This window comes from Pseudoalteromonas sp. SG43-4 (assembly GCF_014164325.1).
Classification (GTDB): Bacteria; Pseudomonadota; Gammaproteobacteria; order Enterobacterales; family Alteromonadaceae; genus Pseudoalteromonas; species Pseudoalteromonas distincta.
In genome coordinates, this window is record NZ_JACJFB010000021.1 from 52,137 (window position 1) to 71,466 (window position 19,330).

Consider the following 19,330-nt stretch of genomic DNA (forward strand, 5'->3'; position numbering starts at 1 on the left):
TATTACTCCATTTATAGTTGGCTCTTAGCAAGTAAGAGCCATCTTGAGTTAAGGTTACTTAGTCTCGGTATATTTTTGTTAGGTCTTTATAGTGATCAATTCGTCTATCACGTAAGAAAGGCCAAATACGTCTTACGTTTTCTGAGCGTTTTTGATCAATTTCTACTACTAAAATTTGCTCATCAGTATTATTAGCCTCTGCTAATAGTTCACCTTGTGGGCCTGCAATAAACGAATTGCCCCAAAACGAAATACCATCGCTTTGCGCACTAGGGTCACTTTCATGGCCAACGCGGTTACAGCTAATTACCGGCACGCCATTGGCAACAGCATGGGCACGCTGGCTAATAACCCACGCATCTTTTTGACGGGTTTGCTCAGCAATGTCGTCGTTAGGATCCCAACCGATAGCGGTTGGGTAAATTAATACCTCAGCGCCAGCCATTGCCATCAAACGTGCAGCTTCAGGAAACCATTGATCCCAACATACTAGCACGCCTAATTTACCCACCGAGGTTTGAATAGGCTCAAAACCGATATCACCTGGGGTAAAGTAAAATTTTTCGTAAAAACCTGGATCATCAGGAATATGCATTTTGCGGTATTTACCTGCAATACTGCCGTCTTGCTCTAATACAACTGCAGTATTGTGATAAAGGCCCGTAGCGCGTTTTTCAAATAAAGACGCGACAATAACAATGCTTAGCTCTTTAGCAAGCTCACCTAAGGCATTACTGCTAGGGCCTGGAATGGTTTCGGCTAAATCAAATACGTCAACATTTTCGGTTTGGCAAAAATAGAGGCTTCGGTGTAGCTCTTGGAGTACAACCAGTTTTGCACCTTTTTGAGCGGCTTCACGAATGGCACTTATTGATTTTGCCATATTGTCCTTTGCGTTATCGGTATTGCTTTGTTGCACTAACGCAACGGTTAATTTTGCAGGGCTTGTCATTGTGCTGCTCCAGCTAAAAATCCACGAGGTAATTGCATTGTAATACAGTGCAGGCTGCCAAATTGTTCAATAATTGGTTGGCAATTTACGCCAATAATAGTGTGTTGTGGGTATGCTTTTTGAACTTGTGCAAGAGCACGTTTATCATTGGCATCATTATACGTTGGCACAAGCACAGCATTATTAATAATTAAGTAGTTAGCGTAGGTAGCCGGTAAGCGTGTTTGCTCATCGTCATAAGCGGCTTTTGGCCACGGTAACTCAATTAAGTTATATGGGGTGTTATCGGCAGTTTTAAAGGTTTTTAGTTGTTTTTCCATCGCATCAAGTGCGCTAAAGTGCTCATCAGTTTTATCGTCACACTGCACATATACAAGGGTATTATTTGGAGCAAAACGCACTAAAGTATCAATGTGGCTGTCGGTGTCATCGCCCGCTAAATAGCCATGTTCAACCCATAAAAAACTCGTCGCGCCTAAGTGCTCTTTTAAAAGTGCTTCAATATCATTTGGGTTTAAATCAGGGTTACGGTTTTTATTAAGCAAACATTCGCTGGTTGTTAGCAACACACCGTGCTCGTTTATTTCAATACCGCCACCTTCAAGTACCATATCGAGCGCTTGATATTGGTTGTTTGTACTACTTAGCTCTTTTACCAAAGTGCGATTAATTTGATTGTCTAATGCGCTTTCAAACTTATTGCCCCAACCATTAAAAGTAAAATCATATACTTTTAATTGTTCTGTTGAATCAATAGCGGCGCAAGTAAGCGGACCATGATCGCGCGCCCATGTATCGTTAGTAGGGGTTACTACAAAATGAACACGATTAAGAGAGACGTTAGCACTATTTAGTAATGCTGTAATATGCACTTTTAAGGCACTGTTATGCGCCACAATAACAAGCTGTTGCTGCGTTGTTATGTGTTTAGCAAGTTCAATATATACAGGTTCTACACGCGCTAAGTTGTCGGCCCAATCGGTGTCTTTGTGAGGCCATGTAAGCATAACAGCGTCTTGCTCGGCCCATTCTGGTAAAAGTCTAAAGTTCATGAATTTTATATACTAATTAAGATGGCGCTAGTTTAGCATTTTACATAAAGATGTCAGCTAATTATCACTGTTTAGGTCGCCTCGGTTTTGATCAAGTTCTTGACGTTTTTTAAGTTGGCGGGTTTGAGCATGTAAACTCGCTCTAACAATAAGTTCTTGGTCAGTAGTTCTAATTGCGGTAAAGAGCATAGTGTATTGGTAGTGTTCGCTATCTTGTTTTTCTACTGCTACAACTTCGGTGTAACAATAAACCGCAGAGGCCTCGTGGTGCAAAAACAGTTTGGTTCTAAATGCTTGGCCAATTGAGTGTACTTCAGGTGATGTAAAACGAATACCGCCACCGCCGTAGCTATCACATTGTATTGCGTTATCTTGGGCTTGTTCTGAGGCCAAAATATGGCTCATTATTAAATCTATTTTACGTGACTGCGCTTGTAAAAAAGTAGCTAGCTCTTGTGCTATATCGCCCAAGTTACGCAGTGGGCGTAACGAGCTTTGCTCAAGTTCACTTACTTCATTTGCTAATCTAAATAGTGGGGGAATGTCGTCTTCAAGCTCAAGCTGCGATTTAGGAACTTGCTCGTTCGATACAGCGAATAAATTCACTCTTATACTTTCATTAATTTGAAAGTACTGCTCAAACTCACCTAATCTTTCACTATTCATTATGTTCTCCACCACGTATTTATTTAATAGTAGCGTTGTGAGTACTAAATTGCTAGCAGATAAAATAGCGCATAGCGGTCTAAATGCTTTGTTTACATTCGATTTTTAACATACTAATTATGAAAATAAATACACTAAGACATATTTAGGGTTAGTTATAAAAAAGCGGCCAATGTCATCCTAACATTGGCCGCTTGGGTATTGATTCATCAGCGTGTACTTATTTAAGTAGAGCGGCTAATTCATGTAAATCTTTCACAACGTGATCTGGTTTTTTAGCTAATGGGTAAAGTGCTTTACCTGGGCGTGCTATAAAAGTGGTTTGTAAGCCAGCTTCTTTTGCACCAGCAACATCCCAACCATGGGCTGCAACCATCATTGCTTCATTTGGTGCTACGTTTAGCTTTTTAAGTACCCACTCATACGCACGTAAGTCTGGTTTGTAAATTTTAATATCTTCAATGCTGTAACGCGCATCAAAGTAAGACATTAAACCAGCGCTTTCAAACTGTGCCTTTACACCTTTGTTAGAAGAATTTGTAAGGCTTACTAACTTATAGCCCTGTGCTTTGAGTTTTGCTAGTCCTTCTTTAACATCGCTGTGTGGAGGAAGCGTTAAAAGAGGCGTAACAATAGCTGTTTTAGCTTGTTCACTTGTAATATCAATGTTGTTGTTTTGAGCAACCATAAGAAGTGACGCCACACCGATTTGCCCAAAGTCGTGATAACTACCGCTTACTGTATCTACTAATGAATGATGCAGCATAGTTGAAAACCACAGTGGTAATAAATCTTCACGTCCGCCTAGCGCTTTACCAATAGAGGTACGCATTGACGTTAAATCAAGTAGGGTTTCGTTTACATCAAAAATAAGCACTTTAGGTTTTGCTTGTTCTTTTGGTTCATCAGCGACTGCATAACCAGATACAAGGCTTGTGCCCAGAAGTAGTGAAAGAGTAAGTGTTTTTAACGATTTTAAAATAGACATTAATTATTCTCCGATTCAAGTGCTGTCATAACATCAATAGGTTCTGCGCGTAGGGTATAATCTTCGCTTAAAAATGCGTATGTAATAACACCTTCTTGGTTTATCACATAGGTGGCCGGTAGCGGTAATTTAAAGCTTTTATCGCCGTAGTAGTGTTCAAAATCAATACCAAATTGTGTATATAACGCTTGAATACGCTCATCAAGTGTAAACAATAAACCAAATTGCTCAGCTACTTTATTGCTCACATCGCAAAGCACGTCAAATTCAAGGTCGTTTTTTTGTGCAGTTGAGAGAGTTTCATCAGGTAGTTGTGGTGATATTGCGACTAACTGAGCACTTTGAGTTTTAAATTGTGGTAAGTAGTCGTTAAGTGCTTTTAGTTCTAAATTACAATATGGGCACCAGCCACCACGGTAAAAGCTAATAATTACCGGGCCTTTTTTTAATAAATCTGCAAGCTCAATGTTTTCGCCGTTATGGTTGGCTAAGCTAAAGTTTTCTACTTTTTGACCAATTTGCAATGCATTGTCTTTTATATGCTGTGCAATTAGCTCTTCGTTTGTAGTGTTCATTAGTGCCAAAACGTCAGCTGGCAATTTGGCATCTTTTTGTACGTTATAGGCATCTATTTGCGCTTTTAAACTCATGATTGAACCTCAATAATTAGACTATTTGCAATTATAGTGTTTTACATATTTAAATAAACATTGCAATACTGAAAGCTTCATTCGAAAATATTAAACATTGAAAAGTGCACAATGGCATCTTTATGTATAATTTAAGCGACCTAGAAACATTTATAGCTGTAGTTGAAAACAAGGGCGTACTTGCTGCTGCCCGCGAGCAGCGTTTATCGCCTGCAACGGTGAGCCATCGCTTAAGTAAACTAGAGCGTGAGCTTGCTACAGTACTTGTTTTTAGAGATAGCAGGCGAGTACGGTTATCTCCCGCAGGTGAAATATTTTATACGCGTGTGGGGGCTATAATAGAAGCCCTTCACGATGCTGAACATAGTATTGGCGCGCGCAGCTCATCGGTGAGTGGTTTACTACGCGTGACCATGCCGCCTTGGGTTTTTTCAAAATACGTAATGCCTAAACTCAATGAGTTTGAGCAAGCTTACCCTGAACTAAAGCTTGATTTTTTAATAACGGATCATTTTGTAAATGTAGTTGATGACGCGCAAGATGTTGCAATTAGGGTGGGAAAATTAAATGACTCAGGATTACTTTCTCGTAAAATCGTAAACAATAGTCGCATACTGTGTGCAGCCCCTAGCTATATAGAAAAGTACGGCATGCCTGAAAATTTAACGCAATTGAGTGAGCATTATTGGGTTTGCCTGCCGTGGCAACGCCAGTTAAAGCTTTTTGACGAACACAAAAAAATACATACCTTTAATGCTAAAACTCGTTTTACTATTTCAAACTCTGATAATATGACACAAGCTGCCATTGCAGGTCATGGTATTGCTATTAAATCAAAAATAGCGATTAATGAAGATCTTAAAAACGGTATTTTGGTTGAAGTTATGCCTGGGGTAATGGCACAAGATGATGCACCGGTTTGGTTTTTACGTCCGCAAAATAGTTTAACAACCCGCAAAACCGATGTATTTTATGATTTTATGAAATCACTATTTTTGAGCTGCGAATAAGCGTTTAAATGAGCGTTTTACTCCAATTAAAAACAAATAACCAGTAAGCTCTGCAAGCAAGGCAACAATTATGGCTGCAACAATGGCGGCTATAATAGAGTCTTTTTTCAAAATGATTTGACCTTCAAAGCGTTGCCATACTTGTTGCTTTATATCGCTCATGCCACTGATCATAGTAAATATATACGGAGATTTCTCAAACCTATTTACGGCTATCTGTAAATCTTGCTGTCGCTCGTAAAGAGTACTGATATTACTTGCCCCTTTGTTCACAATTTCATCATCAATATTTTGATAGTGTTTTATTAGCTTAGTTAAATCATTATTGAAATACTTAGCTGCATCGCTTTTAAAAGGCGCAACGGCATTATTAGCTTCAATTAACTGGGCTGATAATGCTTGGCCAAAGTCACTTACAAATGCAGGTATTTGCACTCCAAGTAGTAAACCGAATGCAAAGAAACTAAGTCGTATATAATCTAAAAGTTTACTCATTTATCTTCCTATGCATTTAAATAACCCAGAATTAACATTTGAGCTTGTTTTTATGTCAAAAACTCGTAATCTATTGGGGCGTGTTAACCTTTGTGGATTGAAATTTGTTCAATCTAGGTACGATTTAATCGCGGCGCGAGGTTTGTAACCTAGCGGGCTAAGTCAAAACCGAGCAACAAAGAGTTAATCGTCCCTAGAAAGAACCCAACGGGCAGCGCATGTTTGGCATTTATGCTGCGTTATCACCTATTTACGGGGAGTAACCACACTACATAGGCTCTGCCTTGCCTAAATACCAAACGTACTGCTGCAAATTCAACCACGAAAGGCCAACACGCCCTAATAATAAAAATAACAACAGGTGGATGTTAAGGATGACGAAAAAAGTAAAGTTCACGTCAACATTTGTTGATATTTCTAAACAGCTCAAACGTTTTGTATCGCGCATTGTTCAACCCGACGATGTAGAAGATATTGTGCAAGAAACTTTTGTAAAAAGCTATGAAGCTGATTTAAAACAAGACATCCAGTTTACCCGCAGTTATATGCTAAAAACAGCAAAACATCTAGCACTCAACCATATAGCTAAGTGGGACAATAAATTTAATGATTCGTTAGAAAACGATAACGAATTGCCCTTATTACTCAAATCAATGAAGCTCGAAGACGAATACACATCTAAAGAGCGTTTTTTACTTTTTTGTAGAGCTACTGAGCAACTAAGCTCATCGATTCGTAAATGCTTTATATTAAAAAAAGTTTACGGTATGAGCCAAAAAGAGATAGCAGACCAAATGCAGTTAAGCCAAAGCACTGTTGAAAAACACATTGCCAAAGGATTGTTACAAACCATGTTATACATGCGTGAACATGAGCAAAGCCCTCAAACGAACCCTAAAGCTCAGGCACATCCTATATCAGTTAAGAGGGTCGCAGAATGAGTAATGTTCATCAATTTAATTCAAAAGATTTAATCTTAGAAAAGTCATGTGATTGGATAAGCGCGATTGATCGTGGTTTAACTGATGATGAAAAAGAGCAATTTAAATTATGGATGATGCAAAGCACTGCACATCAAGATTCTATATATGAGCTTGCTCAGCTTTGGGATGAGCTTTCAGTATTAAACGAATTAAGTCATTTATTTCCTCAGCGCAACAATACTAAAACATCAAAAAACAAGTGGATGTTTTCTTACTCAATTGCAGCGAGTTTGTTTGCAGCGTTAATGGTATGCAGCTACTTATTAATTAACTTAGAAAATGGCTACAACCAAGAGCTTGCTAAAGTTAATTACACTAAAATTTACAAAACAAAAGTAGGCGAGCAAGCAACGTATGTATTGCCAGATGGCACCATAGTGCAGCTTAATACTAATAGCTTACTAGAAGTTGCTTATAGCAAAGGTCGCAGACAGTTATTACTTAGTCGTGGGGAAGGTCGCTTTAATGTAGCAAAAGATGCCACGCGTCCATTTAGTGTCATGGCTGGTGATAAAAGTTTTACCGCGTTAGGCACGGTATTTAATGTACAACGCAATACTTCATCAGATTTAGAACTGGTGGTTACTGAAGGCAAAGTGATGATCACTGACCCAAGTGTAGCGGTTGATGCAAATGACTTTAAAGATTATCAACTTGCAGATAACAGCACGAAAAAAATTCGTCAAATTAATGCCAATATTGTTACCTCAGGCGAAAAAGCAGTTATTGAGCAAAGTGTTACAAAACCAATTACGCAGCTTTCAATGAACGACGTACAACGCGATTTGGCATGGCAAAACGGGATGCTTATTTTTAATGGAGAAGAGCTAAGCGATGCTTTAGATGAAGTAAGCCGCTATACAGCCACACGTTTTGAGCTTTCATCAGCTGAGCTTGCCAGTATTAAAGTGGCTGGAGTATTCAAAGCCGGTGACGTTGAAGGTTTACTAGAAAGTTTACAAACTAATTTTTCGATTGATCATGAGCGTTTAGGTGAGCATGTAGTAACGCTAAAACACCATACAGAATCATAAGTAGACGTTATGCAAATCAAACTAATGTTAGATAAAGTTGCATCAATAAAGATTGAACGTAAAAAAAACATTAAAAAAAAGAAACAAACCCATAGAGGATTTTTGTTTGTCAGCTGTTTATATAAGTTGCGCAGTAACCAAACGCATTTATTGAGTGGATTTAGTGTGCTTGCACCGGCTATTTTTAGTTTAAGTGTACAAGCAGCAACACAAACCACTGGGCAAATGGTGCAATTTGATATAAAAGCGCAGCGAGCAGACAAAGCCTTAATTGAATATGCTAAACAAACAGAGCAAACCGTGGTGTTTTCTTATGAGTTGGCAAAGCAGTATGACGCAAATTCAGTTTATGGATTTTACACTCAGCTAGATGCTCTAGAGGCATTATTAGGTGGGACTGAGCTCGATGCGGTTGTTGATCAAAATGGTTTACTGAGTATAAAACTCAAACAAATCAACAGGAATGATAACAACATGATGAAGCTTTCAGCGGTCAGTGCAGCAGTATTACCAGCTTTACTTGCAGTAAATTCGCAAGGTGTAAACGCAGCAGAAGAAGTCGCTCAAGAAAAAATTGAAAAAATTGCTATTGTCGGTAGCCGTGTAGCAGGACGTTCAGTTGAAGATTTACCCGTTCCAGTAGATATCCTAAGTGCAGAAGCACTTGAAAATACGGGCCAAACAGAAGTTGGTCGTATGCTACAGTCTATCGCCCCTTCATTTAACTTTTCAAGCTCTGCAATTAGTGACGGTACTGATGCTTTAAGACCTGCGACACTTCGCGGTTTGGGCCCCGATCAAACATTGGTGTTAATTAACGGCAAACGTCGTCACCAAGCAAGTATTATTCATATTAATGGCTCTGTTGGGCGTGGTACCGCAGGTACTGACATGAATGCAATTCCAGCCTCTGCAATTAAACGCATTGAAGTATTACGTGATGGCGCTGCTGCTCAGTATGGTTCTGATGCAATTGCAGGTGTTATTAATATTGTACTTAAAGATGGTAGCGAAGGCGGTAAAGCAGCTATTAACTACGGTCAATATTCTGAAGGCGATGGCGAAACCATTAACCTTGATTTTAATAAAGGCTTTGCGCTAGGTGATGACGGTTATTTAAATACAACTATTAATTACCGTGACCGTGCACCGACTAACCGTGCAGGTTTACATGGCTCTTGTCAGTTTTATGGTTGTACAGAACTAAGTGACGGCACTTTACTTGCTGGCGATCCGCGTGAGCTGACAGCCGATCGTGATACCTTTAGAATTGGTGATGCTGATTCTCAGCAGTTTGGTTTAACAATTAATACCGGTTACGAGTTAGGTGATGGCGAGCTTTACGGCTTTATTACTTACTCAACACGTGAAAATGAGTCGGCTGCATTTTTCCGTCATAATGCAAATGCAGGTGGTAACCCAGTACTACAAGATAACGATGCGACGATTCCGCTAGGTTTCTTACCAAAAATCAACACAACTATCGATGATATCTCGTACAACTTTGGTTATAAAACTGAATTTGATAACGATGCAAGCCTTGATTTATCTTACACCTATGGCGAGAACAGCATTGATTACACTACAAGTGACACTATCAATGCCTCATACGCTAACTTTTTACGTTATGACCAAGGTTTAAGTGCAGCTGATATTCGTACAACTATTCCACGTGAAGCGTACGCTTACGGCATGGAATTATCACTGCAAACAATCAATATTGATTTTACACAAAATTTTGATGATTATTCGTTAGCGATGGGTGCTGAAATACGTACTGACGAATACCGTATTTTAGAAGGTAATGAATATGCGTACCGCGATTACGATACATTAAATGGTGTAAGTATTTACAGCGGTTTAAGTGGCGGTGTTGGCTCTGAAGATGCATCAGGTGGTTCACAAGGTTTTGGTGGTTCCTCACCTGCGTCTTCAGTGGATGAGTCACGTGATGTAATTTCATTTTACGTAGATGCAGAATCTTATGTAATTGAAGATGTGATTTTATCTGGTGCACTTCGCTACGATAACTACAAAGGTTTTGGCGATACAGTAAACTTTAAACTTGCAGGTAACTGGTCTATTACCGACGATATTTCATTACGTGGTGCATTAAGCTCAGGATTTAGAGCGCCTTCAATGCAGCAGCTTTACTTTAATAACGTAAGCACACAATTTGTTGTTGATACTAATGGTAATTTAGTTGCAGAAGAAGTTGGTACATTTAGAAATGATTCAACACTTGCGCAAAGTTTAGGTATTCCAAAACTTAAAGAAGAAAAATCACAAAACCGTAGTTTAGGTATTGTGTATAACGTTACCGATAATATTAATGTAACCGTTGATTACTACTCGATTGATATTGACGACCGTATTGTAATTAGTGATCGCTTAGGTAAAGGGTTATCTACAAGCCTTGATGCAGCACTAAATAGTGCAGGTGCTGGCGTAGGGCAGTTTTTCTTAAATGGTGCTGATACAGAAACTCGTGGTGTTGATTTTGTAGCAACGTGGAACACTGAAGGTTTAGGCGGCACGCTTGATTTTACACTTGCAGCTAACTTTACCAAAACAGATGTTGTATCGTTGTTCTCTCCTGCTGGCTCAAGCCTTGAGACGGTAAAAGTAGAAGATATATTCTCAGCTGAAGACATCTCTATTATAGAAGAGTGGCAACCAGAGGACCGTATTAACTTAAGTGCACTTTATCAACGTGATGATTGGACTGTTAACCTGTCACTTAATCGTTTTGGTGAATACACAGTAGAAGATGGTGGTCGTCAAACGTATGGCGCAGAAATTTTAACTGACGTTAAAGTTAACTACTTCGTTACTGAAGATTTATCAGTAAATATTGGTGCAAATAACTTGTTCGATGTTTACCCAGATAAAAATGAAATAGGCAACTCTCGCTCAGGTACTATTGTGGATGCTAGTGGCAACACAGTAATAAGTAGCTCAGGTGTGTTTGACTACTCACGTCGTTCGGCTCCGTTTGGATTTAACGGTGCTTACTACTACGTAGGTGCAGAATACCGTTTTTAATTAATAACCTTCCTTTTTTTATTTAACTCAAAGGGCCGTAAGGCCCTTTTTTTGGTTTTAGCTTGGGCTGATTTCATTTAGAAATCAAACTTATTGGATAATCATCGTATTGCTTAATATTATTCATTACATTCATTAAAGTATTATGTGTACTGTTTTCGTCTGCGGTTATAAGTACCGAACTTATTTCATATTCAGCCGCGAACATAGCTAAGTTAGTCGCAACTTGCTCTAAATCAATTAACCTCCCAGAAAAATATACTCCGTTACTTTCATCAATTCTAAATAAAGCATTTTTAACAGGATTATCTATTTGAGGGCTGTCGAGTGGTCGGTTTAATTCAATAGCCACAGATTTTACAAAAGATATAGTCACAATAAAGAAAATTAGCACAGCAAAAATAAAGCGTGGTTAAATAAATATTCTAATAATATTAAATATTTGTACTAATTATGTATTTAAAATGTGGCGAAATAAGGTGGTATTTATACCGATCTGCTCAAAAATGGGTCTATTTAGCATCGTTATAATGTAATTCAATTTGTTAAATTGCTTAAAAAACTATGTAGGTTGGTATTAGAGGTAATAAAAAACCCAGCTCGAGGCTGGGTTCTAGTTATGCGCTATGTCAGCTTAATGTTTTTGCATACGGCTCATTTCTGCATGGCAGCTTTGCATTGTTAATAATGTTTTAGCCAGTGCAGCTTCGCAGTCAGCTGGTTGCGGTTTATCCATTGCTGCTTTAATTTCTTCAAGGGTTTTATCTTCTACCTCTTCAAGCTCTTTTACATACGTGCTGTCGTTGTGTGAGGTGAAAGTAGTCAATAGGGCTGTGTACGCACGTCGTGCTTCAACTGCGAAAGATGAGCCATCTTCGCGTTCGCCTTTTTCATTAATTGCATATGGCTGCAAGCGCTCAACACTCACTTTTCGGGCATCTATCATACGCTGAAAAAGTGCACCAATAGCAGGGTCTTCAACTTTTTCCTGTGCTTTTTGATAAAAATCGATGCCGCTGTTCATAACTTGAATGATGTCAGTAATATGATTTACTTCTGATCCTTGATGGGTGTTCATAATGACCTCTTTTATTAAATGAATGTATAGTTCAATTTAATAAAAGCAATGTACGTTCCACGTTTTTATTTTTATGTAGTTATTTGATTTTATTGATTTAATTTTATTACAGGAAGAGGCTAAGTTAATGAGGAAAGTATTAACCTAGCAATTTTTACATTATATTGTGTAATAAAGTTATTTTAGCTCTTCAGCTACTTCAGCTACTTTTTGGCGTAACCAGATATGGCTCGCATCGCGATGCAGCAGTGGGCTCCAAATCATATCAAGCTCAAAAGGAGGAATTGGAAACGGTGGCTCTAAAATTTTAAGCCCCGGATCATCTAAATATATATTTGCGGCTTTTGAAGGAAGGGTCGCAATCAAGTTTTTCTCTTTAGCTAAATGAATCGCTACATGATAGTTACGCGTAAAAGTGGCAATGTTACGATGTTTACCAAAGTGGGCAAGTGCTTCGTCAACCCAGCCGAGTTTTTGCACATCTTTAGGGTCCATGCCCACACCTACACCAAAACCTGTTTTACTCACCCATATATGGCGTGCTTTTAAATAGCTGTCAAGGCTAAAGTTTTCAATTATAGGGTTATCGGCTTTTACTAAGCAGCAAAAACTATCTTTCCAAATACGTTTATGATGAAAAGACTGCGGTAAGTTTTCAAAACGGTTGATTGCCATATCTACTTTACCGTTTTCTACATCATGAAAGGTGACATCACTTGGTGTGAGTATATCTAAAGTAGTATCGGGGGCTTCTTCGTGCAATTTACTTAAAAGCTTTGGTGCTAATGTACTTGCAGCGTAATCACTGGCCATTATTCTAAACACACGCTTACTTTGGCTTGCCTCAAATTCTCGATTAGGTGCTAGAGTTTCTTCAAGGGTCATTAAAATGCCACGAATAACGGGTTGTAACTCCAAAGCACGCTCGGTAGGTACCATACCATCGCTGGTACGAACTAAAATAGGGTCGTTAAATAAGTTACGAAGACGTTTAAGGCCATTACTCATTGCAGGTTGCGTTATACTCAATTGATTAGCAGCGCGTGTTACGTTGCATTCTCGCAGCAATGTATCGAGGTAAACGAGTAAATTTAAATCTATTTTGCTTATATTCATTGTGTGTGTCCTTTAGCGCTTACCAGTGGTGAATAAAGCGCTGTGCTGTCGGGTATGGGTAAATATGACTTACCTGACCATTTTTTATATTTTGTTGTGCCTGCTTCCAAAAGCTAACATCTATAAGCTCAGGATGAGTGCTGAGTAAAAACTTTTTATACATAGGGTTTGGCATTACAAATGTACAAAGTTGCTCAGGAAATACGTCCTGTGGTGCAACAGAGTAACTTTGTTCATCCATTAAATAGTCGTCATAGCTCTTTGCTTTTGGTAATGCTCTAAAGTTCATATCGGTTAGATATTGGACTTCATCGTAATCGTAAAAAATAATACGTTTGTGCTTACTTACACCAAAGTTTTTTAAGAGCATATCACCAGGGAATATATTAACAGCAATCATTTCTTTTAGGGCTTGCCCATATTCTTCAATTGCGTCGGCGACACTTTCTTCATCAGCATTTTCTAAAAACAAGTTAAGAGGTGTCATGCGCCGTTCAATATACAAATGCTTGATGATCAACCAATCGCCCTCAATTATCATTGATGAGCCAATTGTTTTATGTAATTGCGCAAGTAAATTACTATCAAAACGCGCTAAAGGAAATACGACGTTAGAATACTCGATGGTATCGGCCATTCTGCCAACGCGATCATGATTTTTTACCAGTTGATAACGCTTTAATACGGTATCACGGCCAAAGGGTTTACTCTCACCAAATTTGTCTTTTATTACTTTAAAAACATAGCCAAATGAGGGGAGGGTAAATACCATCATCACCATACCGGGAGTCCCCGGTGCAATTGTAAACTCATCACTAGAGTGAGATAAATGATTTAAAAACTCTCGGTAAAACTCAGTTTTACCCTGCTTATGAAAACCCACTGCGTTATAGAGCTCAGCAAGTGTTTTGTTTGGCATAAGTTGATTTAAAAACCGAACAAGTGCTGAAGGTGCGTGAGTCTCTACCATAAAGTAGGCGCGGGCAAAGCCAAAAATAACACGCATTTGAGATGACTTAGTTAAAAGTGCATCTAAATATAATCCGTTATCTTCATCGTGTAATACAGCGATTATAAAGGGCTGAACCCCACTTTTTGAAACAACACGACCAACAATATAGGCTGCTTTATTACGATAAAAAGGTGTGTGTAAAATATCAAAGCGCATTTGCCAAGGTTGGTGATGTGTATCGGGGGCTTGTTTATAAAAAGCTTTAACAAGGAGGCGGATATCACGCTCTAAATTTACAAATGGGGCTTTAAAATCAAAATGACTAATAATGCGTTTTATTGTTGGTTTGAGGCCATCAACTACAGGAAAGTATGTTCTATATTCTGCTTCTACAGGCACTGAAGGAGCATCTTTTAAGGTTGCTTCTACAAATATAAAGTCATTATGAAAATAGCGCCTATGGTACAGCCGGCAAAATACAGAGTTATAAAAAGTTTCTGCGAGCTCTGCTTGGGGATGAAAACATAAAAAATGCTGATATACCTTTTTAACTTCAAGCCATAGGCTTTCATCGAGTTGTTCGGTTGGGGTTTCTTTTTTTAGCGCTTGCGTGGTTTCGTTAACACGATCATCATAATAGCTGATACGCAAACGGCTGATATCATTAATTGCTTGCCAATCTTTTTTTGCAAAGGCAAGAGGGGCTTTGGCTGTTGTTTTTTGAAATAACTGATAGTGCCTTTTAAAACCCGTTAAAATTAATTCAGCAATATGGCGAGGTTGCATTTGCACTCCTTAAAAGTCCCTAGAGTTTATACTCTATTGTGTTAAGGGTATGTTATTTTAAGTTTAAAACCAAGATAAATGTTACTTACTAACTAAGAGTAACTTATTGGAATTGAGCTATCTTTTTTTCGAGAATTTTAATTTGTTTAGTCACAGCCGATACGTTTTTCTTATATGTTTTATTAATTATTTTTAGTTTTTTAGTAATGTCTTTAGTAATACGCTTTTTATCATCAATGGCTAAGATATGATTTAACCGCTCTTGTTGTTTGTATTCAGCACGCTCTTTATTACGATCAAGTATTGTTAGTTTATGGTTATTACTGCGAAGCTCTGCCTGTAAGCCAGATAGAAGCCTTTCACGCTCAAGTTCGTTTAGTTGTTTAGTGTAGTCAACCTTAGGACCAGAATACTGATTACCCGTTGTGTTAACTTTATAAGTCGTTGCTTCGTCGTCACAGGGGAGTTGAGAAAAGACAGTGCCTTTTTCTGTTACACATTTGTAGTAAGTGGTATCGCTAAAGCTAAAAAAACTGATAAGTAAAAAGCTAGAATGGAGAATATAACGAGAAGTTTTAAACATACATGTCATCCTTGTTTTTTATATCTAACAACAATATAAAACTATAACCTAGCTTGGTGGTATATCAAGCTAGGTTAGGATAACTGTTATTGGGTAAAGGTTTTGAGCTTTTTAATACTCTGTACTAAAAATGGTATATCTAAACCTTGTTCAATAGAAAAACCTTCAGCGGCGGAAATGTTTTTAAAGTTACCATCTGAATCTATTAAGGTAATCCTATCTTTTTTATAGGCTATAACAACACCCTGAGAGTAGTTCACGCCCATATCGTCTTTTTTCTTGTATAGATTAACGCCTAGCATTGTTTGCTTGGCAATAGCTTTGCAATTTAAATATTGCCCAACGCTTGTTGCAATTAAATCGCTAGGTTGAATTAGCCCATCTACCTTAGAAATACGTTTGTCAGAGCTGTATAAAGTTGAGGTGGTTACTACTTCTTGCTTGTTATTGGCAAGACTAAAAGCAAAAACCTGTGTTTCATCATCTCGAACAGTAGGGGTATCACTCGCTTTAATTACTCGAATAGCACTAGAGCTATGTGCTTGATCATTAATAAAGCTTAGTTCTTCAATGCCAGTTACTTCAATGCTACGGCGCTGACTTTGCCAAACTGGGAGTGTCTGCTCGGTTAAAATTGCTGCTTTATAAAAAGCGGGTAAACCATACACTAAGCTAAATAACGTATCGTCATGATTTGTTGGCTGTAAAAACTGCTCTGTTTTGTGCATGTTTTTATTCTCGGCAACAAACTTTTCGAGTTGTTGTTGAGTTTCAAATACAAATATATCTACATTGGCTTGTGTGTAGTCCTCGCATTTTTCAAGCTGGCTTGGCATTTGATAACTAATATTTTGGTTATTAATTTTTACGTTGTGTGCTTGCTCGTAGCTTTCTATATCTAGCAGATCATTTTTAGCTAACAAGCTTTTAGCAGTAGTAGGGTATGAAAGTGGCAAAACATTATCTTGTTTTGTTACGTCAAAGTTTAAATTGGCGTCAGCCCAAATATGAATACTGTGGCTAAGCGAAAAACACACGATTAAAAAAGAAATTGCGTAACGTGCAAATTTATATTGCTTTAAACGCTCAAGGTGGTGCCATGTGTAATTACTAACAAGTAGCTGAAAGCCTAAAATAACAACAACAATACCACTGGCTAAAATGGTTGTTAAAGCAGGAGAGCTTGTTAAACGATGCCACAACAATGAAATGATTTCAGGTAAGGCAGATATACTTAGGTGATAACCTAAATTAACATACACATAAGCATCAAGAGTAAGCAATGATGCGCCTACAGTGGCTATAACAGCGGCCATGCCACGAATGTGTCGTGGGTAGGGGAATATTAAACTAAGCGGAAATACCGTCAGCACAAACGCTAAAAAGGCTATAAAACTAGTGTGGCTTAGCCAAGTAACTAGCATATAGGTAATGCCTAAAAAGCTTGTAGGTGGCGAGTCTGCAAATAAATAGCTTAAGCTAATAAGCAGGGCTAAGCCGATATTGGCAAAGGTAAACCAATGCCCCCAACTTAGCAGCTGACTCGCTTTTGATGAAAATTGATTGTGCTGCGATAAATTCATAAATTTTATTTAACCGACTGCGCGAGCGCTTTTGCAAAGTTCTCGGTTACAGCTTGTCTTTTCCCTGTTGGTACATGCTCTTTTAAGATATGCGTGATAGAATTTCCTAAACACATAAGACTTAAATCAACCGGCGCATTGTGTTTAGTTAGCACATCAATAAGCTGATCGACGATTTGTTCTACTTCTTCATTAGAGTATTTTGATAAGATTGGCATTAGTTGGTTCAATAAAATAGTTATATTCTCGTATTTTAACACTAGAGGCGTGAAAAACAAAGATGACAACAGACGTTAAAAAATTAGTCGTTCACTATGTAGACAAAAAAGACGACGATACGCAAATTCACCTTCGAAATGATGAGATGGTAATTAACGATAAAGTAGCCGTTTTTATCGAACAATTACATCATGCATACAATGGTAAACCTGGTAAAGGTTATTGTGCTTTCAGTGGTGACAAAAACAGTGTTGTAGCATCTGCAATGCAAAGTTACCGTAATGATGAGTTAGGCTTTTGGCATATGACCGAGCAAGCCTCAACGGTTTTAAAAGAAGAGCTTGATAAATATGCATTTAGTGAAACAGGCTATTTAGTATTTTGTCATTACCAGTACGTTGCAACTGATTACATGCTAATTGCGATGATTAACATCAAAGAGCATTATTCTATGACCTCAGAGCTTGATTTAGCCGCTTCTCGTCATTTAGACATATCACGCATGCAACTTGCTGCTCGTATCGATTTAACAGCGTGGGATACACAAGCTGACGACAACCGTTATATTTCATTTATAAAAGGGCGAGCTGGACGTAAAGTTGCTGACTTTTTCTTAGACTTTTTAGGTTGTGAAGAGGGTATTGATTCAAAACAGCAAAGCCAAGTAATGCTTAGCGCAGTAGAGGATTATTTATCTGAGCAACAATTTGATAAATTAGAAAAAGACGATTTACGTAAACAAGTTTTTGACTACTGTAATGACTGTGTGACAACTGGTGAAGATGCCAGCGTAAGCGAGCTATCTGCAACGCTTACAAAAGGCGATGACAGCCCGTTTGATAGTTTTTGTAAAGAACAAAGCTATGACTTAGAAGAAACTTTCCCTGTTGATAAGAAAACCGTAACCAGCATGGTTAAGTTCTCAGGTCTTGGTGGTGGTGTGAGTGTAAGCTTTGAACGTAAACACTTAGGTGAGCGCGTAACTTACAACGAGGCAACTGACACGCTTGTAATTAAAGGTATTCCACCAAACTTAAAAGATCAGTTACAACGTTTTATGGAAAGTGAAAGCGAGTAAATTTCACAAGTAAAAAGCTGATTTAAGAGCGCGGTATTTATATCGCGCTTTTTTGTATCGGTATATAAATTCGTTGCATCGGAAAAAAAACCTTAAAGATTTATTTCACATAGAGAAGTGAAAGAGGAGTAAATGAGAAAACACAAGTCATGCTTTATTGACAGGCTTAGCCTTATTACTACCTCTAAAAGCGCAGCATCTCTTAACCTCTTTGTGAAAAAACTACTTTTTACGGGCTTTGTGCCCGTCACGCCAACAAGTTGTGCGTCTACAGGTTAATTTTATTCACGGTGTTAAATTTCGGCTGTAGTAGTGAAGCTTGCTTACGCGAGAAGCAACGCTTCTGTTTATTTAATTTCTTTGCTAATAAAACCACTTAAAGATTTATTTCACATAGAGAAGTGAAAGAGGAGTAAATGAGAAAACACAAGCGATGGTTTACTAGCGGGGCTTTTTAAAGTTAGCAAGGCTTAGACTTATTACTACCTCTAAAAGCGCAGCATCTCTTAACCTCTTTGTGAATAAATCGCTTATTGTGGGCGTGAAGAAACTTTAATAATTATTCAAATCATATAAACAAAAAAGCCCCGCTATTTATTAAATAGCGGGGCTTTTTAATGAATGTTAGTTATTAATCAACACTCATTGTTTTAGTCATTGCAGAGCTTGCACGACCAGCAGGTTTGATTGAACCTGCACGTAAACCACTGTCTGGAACTAGTTCACGTTTATCGTGAGCCATTGCTACAGACGTATGTTTCACTTCGCTATCAGCTACAGGAGTAGGTTGTGCCATTGGCGCACTTGCTGACCCTTGAGTAACCGCTGTTTTAACATGCGGTGCTGATTTTTCAGTTTTCACTTTTGCTTCAACTTTAGCAGGCTCTTCAGTTACTACTGATGTTTCAGCTTTAGCAGACTTTTCAGTTGCTACTGGCGTTTCAACTTTAGCTGGCTCTTCAGTTGCTACTGGCGTTTCAACTTTAGCAGGCTCTTCAGTGGCTACTGGCGTTTCAACTTCAGCAGGCTCTTCAGTTGCTACTGGCGTTTCAGCTTTAGC

18 protein-coding genes and 1 pseudogene are annotated in these 19,330 nt (G+C 38.3%); 5 read left to right on the forward strand and 14 right to left on the reverse strand.

All coding sequences use genetic code 11. The features are described from left to right. Positions 1-58: 58 nt before the first annotated feature. The 5 genes from H5160_RS17245 to H5160_RS17265 form a co-directional block, all read right to left on the reverse strand. Positions 59-952 carry a carbon-nitrogen hydrolase gene (locus tag H5160_RS17245; protein ID WP_024597239.1) on the reverse strand — a complete coding sequence of 298 codons (894 nt, stop codon included), beginning with the start codon at positions 950-952 and terminating at the stop codon, positions 59-61. Further along, entirely contained in the window at positions 949-2,004 is a 1,056-nt protein-coding gene (locus H5160_RS17250) for an agmatine/peptidylarginine deiminase (RefSeq protein ID WP_154903878.1), read from the reverse strand. The genes H5160_RS17245 and H5160_RS17250 overlap by 4 nt, the downstream gene beginning before the upstream one ends. Before the next feature lie 57 nt (positions 2,005-2,061). Continuing rightward, a complete protein-coding gene (locus H5160_RS17255; RefSeq protein ID WP_182738140.1) occupies positions 2,062-2,670 on the reverse strand; it encodes a PilZ domain-containing protein in 609 nt (202 codons plus the stop codon). Positions 2,671-2,890: 220 nt separating this feature from the next. Then, positions 2,891-3,658 (reverse strand): haloacid dehalogenase type II, encoded by a 768-nt coding sequence (locus H5160_RS17260; protein ID WP_182738142.1) that lies wholly within the window; start codon positions 3,656-3,658, stop codon positions 2,891-2,893. Continuing rightward, positions 3,658-4,308, reverse strand: a complete 651-nt coding sequence (locus H5160_RS17265; RefSeq protein ID WP_039490073.1) for a peroxiredoxin-like family protein — start codon at positions 4,306-4,308, stop codon at positions 3,658-3,660. Before H5160_RS17265 ends, H5160_RS17260 begins: the two co-directional genes overlap by 1 nt. Positions 4,309-4,430: 122 nt before the next feature. On the opposite strand from H5160_RS17265, the gene H5160_RS17270 reads away from it, so the two are divergent. Beyond that, entirely contained in the window at positions 4,431-5,318 is an 888-nt protein-coding gene (locus H5160_RS17270; RefSeq protein ID WP_002961497.1) for a LysR family transcriptional regulator, read from the forward strand. Here H5160_RS17270 and H5160_RS17275 read toward each other — a convergent pair. Then, positions 5,298-5,813 (reverse strand): DUF2937 family protein, encoded by a 516-nt coding sequence (locus H5160_RS17275; RefSeq protein ID WP_165723945.1) that lies wholly within the window; start codon positions 5,811-5,813, stop codon positions 5,298-5,300. The two genes, H5160_RS17270 and H5160_RS17275, sit on opposite strands and share 21 nt — an antisense overlap. 374 nt (positions 5,814-6,187) lie before the next feature. On the opposite strand from H5160_RS17275, the gene H5160_RS17280 reads away from it, so the two are divergent. The 3 genes from H5160_RS17280 to H5160_RS17290 are packed head-to-tail and all read left to right on the forward strand — an operon-like array spanning position 6,188 to position 10,875. Continuing rightward, the gene (locus H5160_RS17280; RefSeq protein WP_182738144.1) at positions 6,188-6,754 is read left to right on the forward strand and encodes an RNA polymerase sigma factor; all 567 of its coding nucleotides are present in this window, start codon (positions 6,188-6,190) and stop codon (positions 6,752-6,754) included. After that, positions 6,751-7,830 (forward strand): FecR family protein, encoded by a 1,080-nt coding sequence (locus H5160_RS17285; protein ID WP_182738146.1) that lies wholly within the window; start codon positions 6,751-6,753, stop codon positions 7,828-7,830. Before H5160_RS17280 ends, H5160_RS17285 begins: the two co-directional genes overlap by 4 nt. Before the next feature lie 9 nt (positions 7,831-7,839). Then, positions 7,840-10,875 (forward strand): TonB-dependent siderophore receptor, encoded by a 3,036-nt coding sequence (locus H5160_RS17290; protein ID WP_182738148.1) that lies wholly within the window; start codon positions 7,840-7,842, stop codon positions 10,873-10,875. A 73-nt stretch (positions 10,876-10,948) separates the two neighbouring features. On the opposite strand, the gene H5160_RS17295 is transcribed toward H5160_RS17290, so the two are convergent. The 7 genes from H5160_RS17295 to H5160_RS17325 form a co-directional block, all read right to left on the reverse strand. Continuing rightward, positions 10,949-11,269, reverse strand: coding sequence for a biopolymer transporter ExbD (locus H5160_RS17295; protein ID WP_310736675.1), 321 nt, complete (start codon positions 11,267-11,269; stop codon positions 10,949-10,951). Positions 11,270-11,509: 240 nt separating this feature from the next. Next, positions 11,510-11,953 carry a PA2169 family four-helix-bundle protein gene (locus tag H5160_RS17300; RefSeq protein WP_002961486.1) on the reverse strand — a complete coding sequence of 148 codons (444 nt, stop codon included), beginning with the start codon at positions 11,951-11,953 and terminating at the stop codon, positions 11,510-11,512. 177 nt (positions 11,954-12,130) lie between these two features. Continuing rightward, positions 12,131-13,069, reverse strand: coding sequence for a LysR family transcriptional regulator (locus H5160_RS17305; protein ID WP_002961484.1), 939 nt, complete (start codon positions 13,067-13,069; stop codon positions 12,131-12,133). A 19-nt stretch (positions 13,070-13,088) separates the two neighbouring features. Beyond that, on the reverse strand, positions 13,089-14,807 hold the full coding sequence (gene aceK / locus H5160_RS17310) for a bifunctional isocitrate dehydrogenase kinase/phosphatase (protein ID WP_182738149.1): 1,719 nt from the start codon (positions 14,805-14,807) through the stop codon (positions 13,089-13,091). A 103-nt stretch (positions 14,808-14,910) separates the two neighbouring features. After that, on the reverse strand, positions 14,911-15,390 hold the full coding sequence (locus H5160_RS17315; RefSeq protein ID WP_024596961.1) for a DUF4124 domain-containing protein: 480 nt from the start codon (positions 15,388-15,390) through the stop codon (positions 14,911-14,913). Between the two features lie 86 nt (positions 15,391-15,476). Continuing rightward, positions 15,477-16,973, reverse strand: a complete 1,497-nt coding sequence (locus H5160_RS17320) for a DUF3413 domain-containing protein (protein ID WP_182738151.1) — start codon at positions 16,971-16,973, stop codon at positions 15,477-15,479. A 5-nt stretch (positions 16,974-16,978) separates the two neighbouring features. Then, positions 16,979-17,191, reverse strand: coding sequence for a DUF1414 domain-containing protein (locus H5160_RS17325; RefSeq protein WP_002961475.1), 213 nt, complete (start codon positions 17,189-17,191; stop codon positions 16,979-16,981). 62 nt (positions 17,192-17,253) lie between these two features. Between H5160_RS17325 and yejK the strand changes: the two genes are divergently transcribed. Beyond that, positions 17,254-18,270 carry a nucleoid-associated protein YejK gene (gene yejK / locus H5160_RS17330; RefSeq protein WP_182738154.1) on the forward strand — a complete coding sequence of 339 codons (1,017 nt, stop codon included), beginning with the start codon at positions 17,254-17,256 and terminating at the stop codon, positions 18,268-18,270. A gap of 631 nt (positions 18,271-18,901) precedes the next feature. Here the strand turns inward: yejK and H5160_RS17335 are convergent. Then, positions 18,902-19,330: pseudogene (locus tag H5160_RS17335) on the reverse strand (ribonuclease E); the annotation flags it as partial.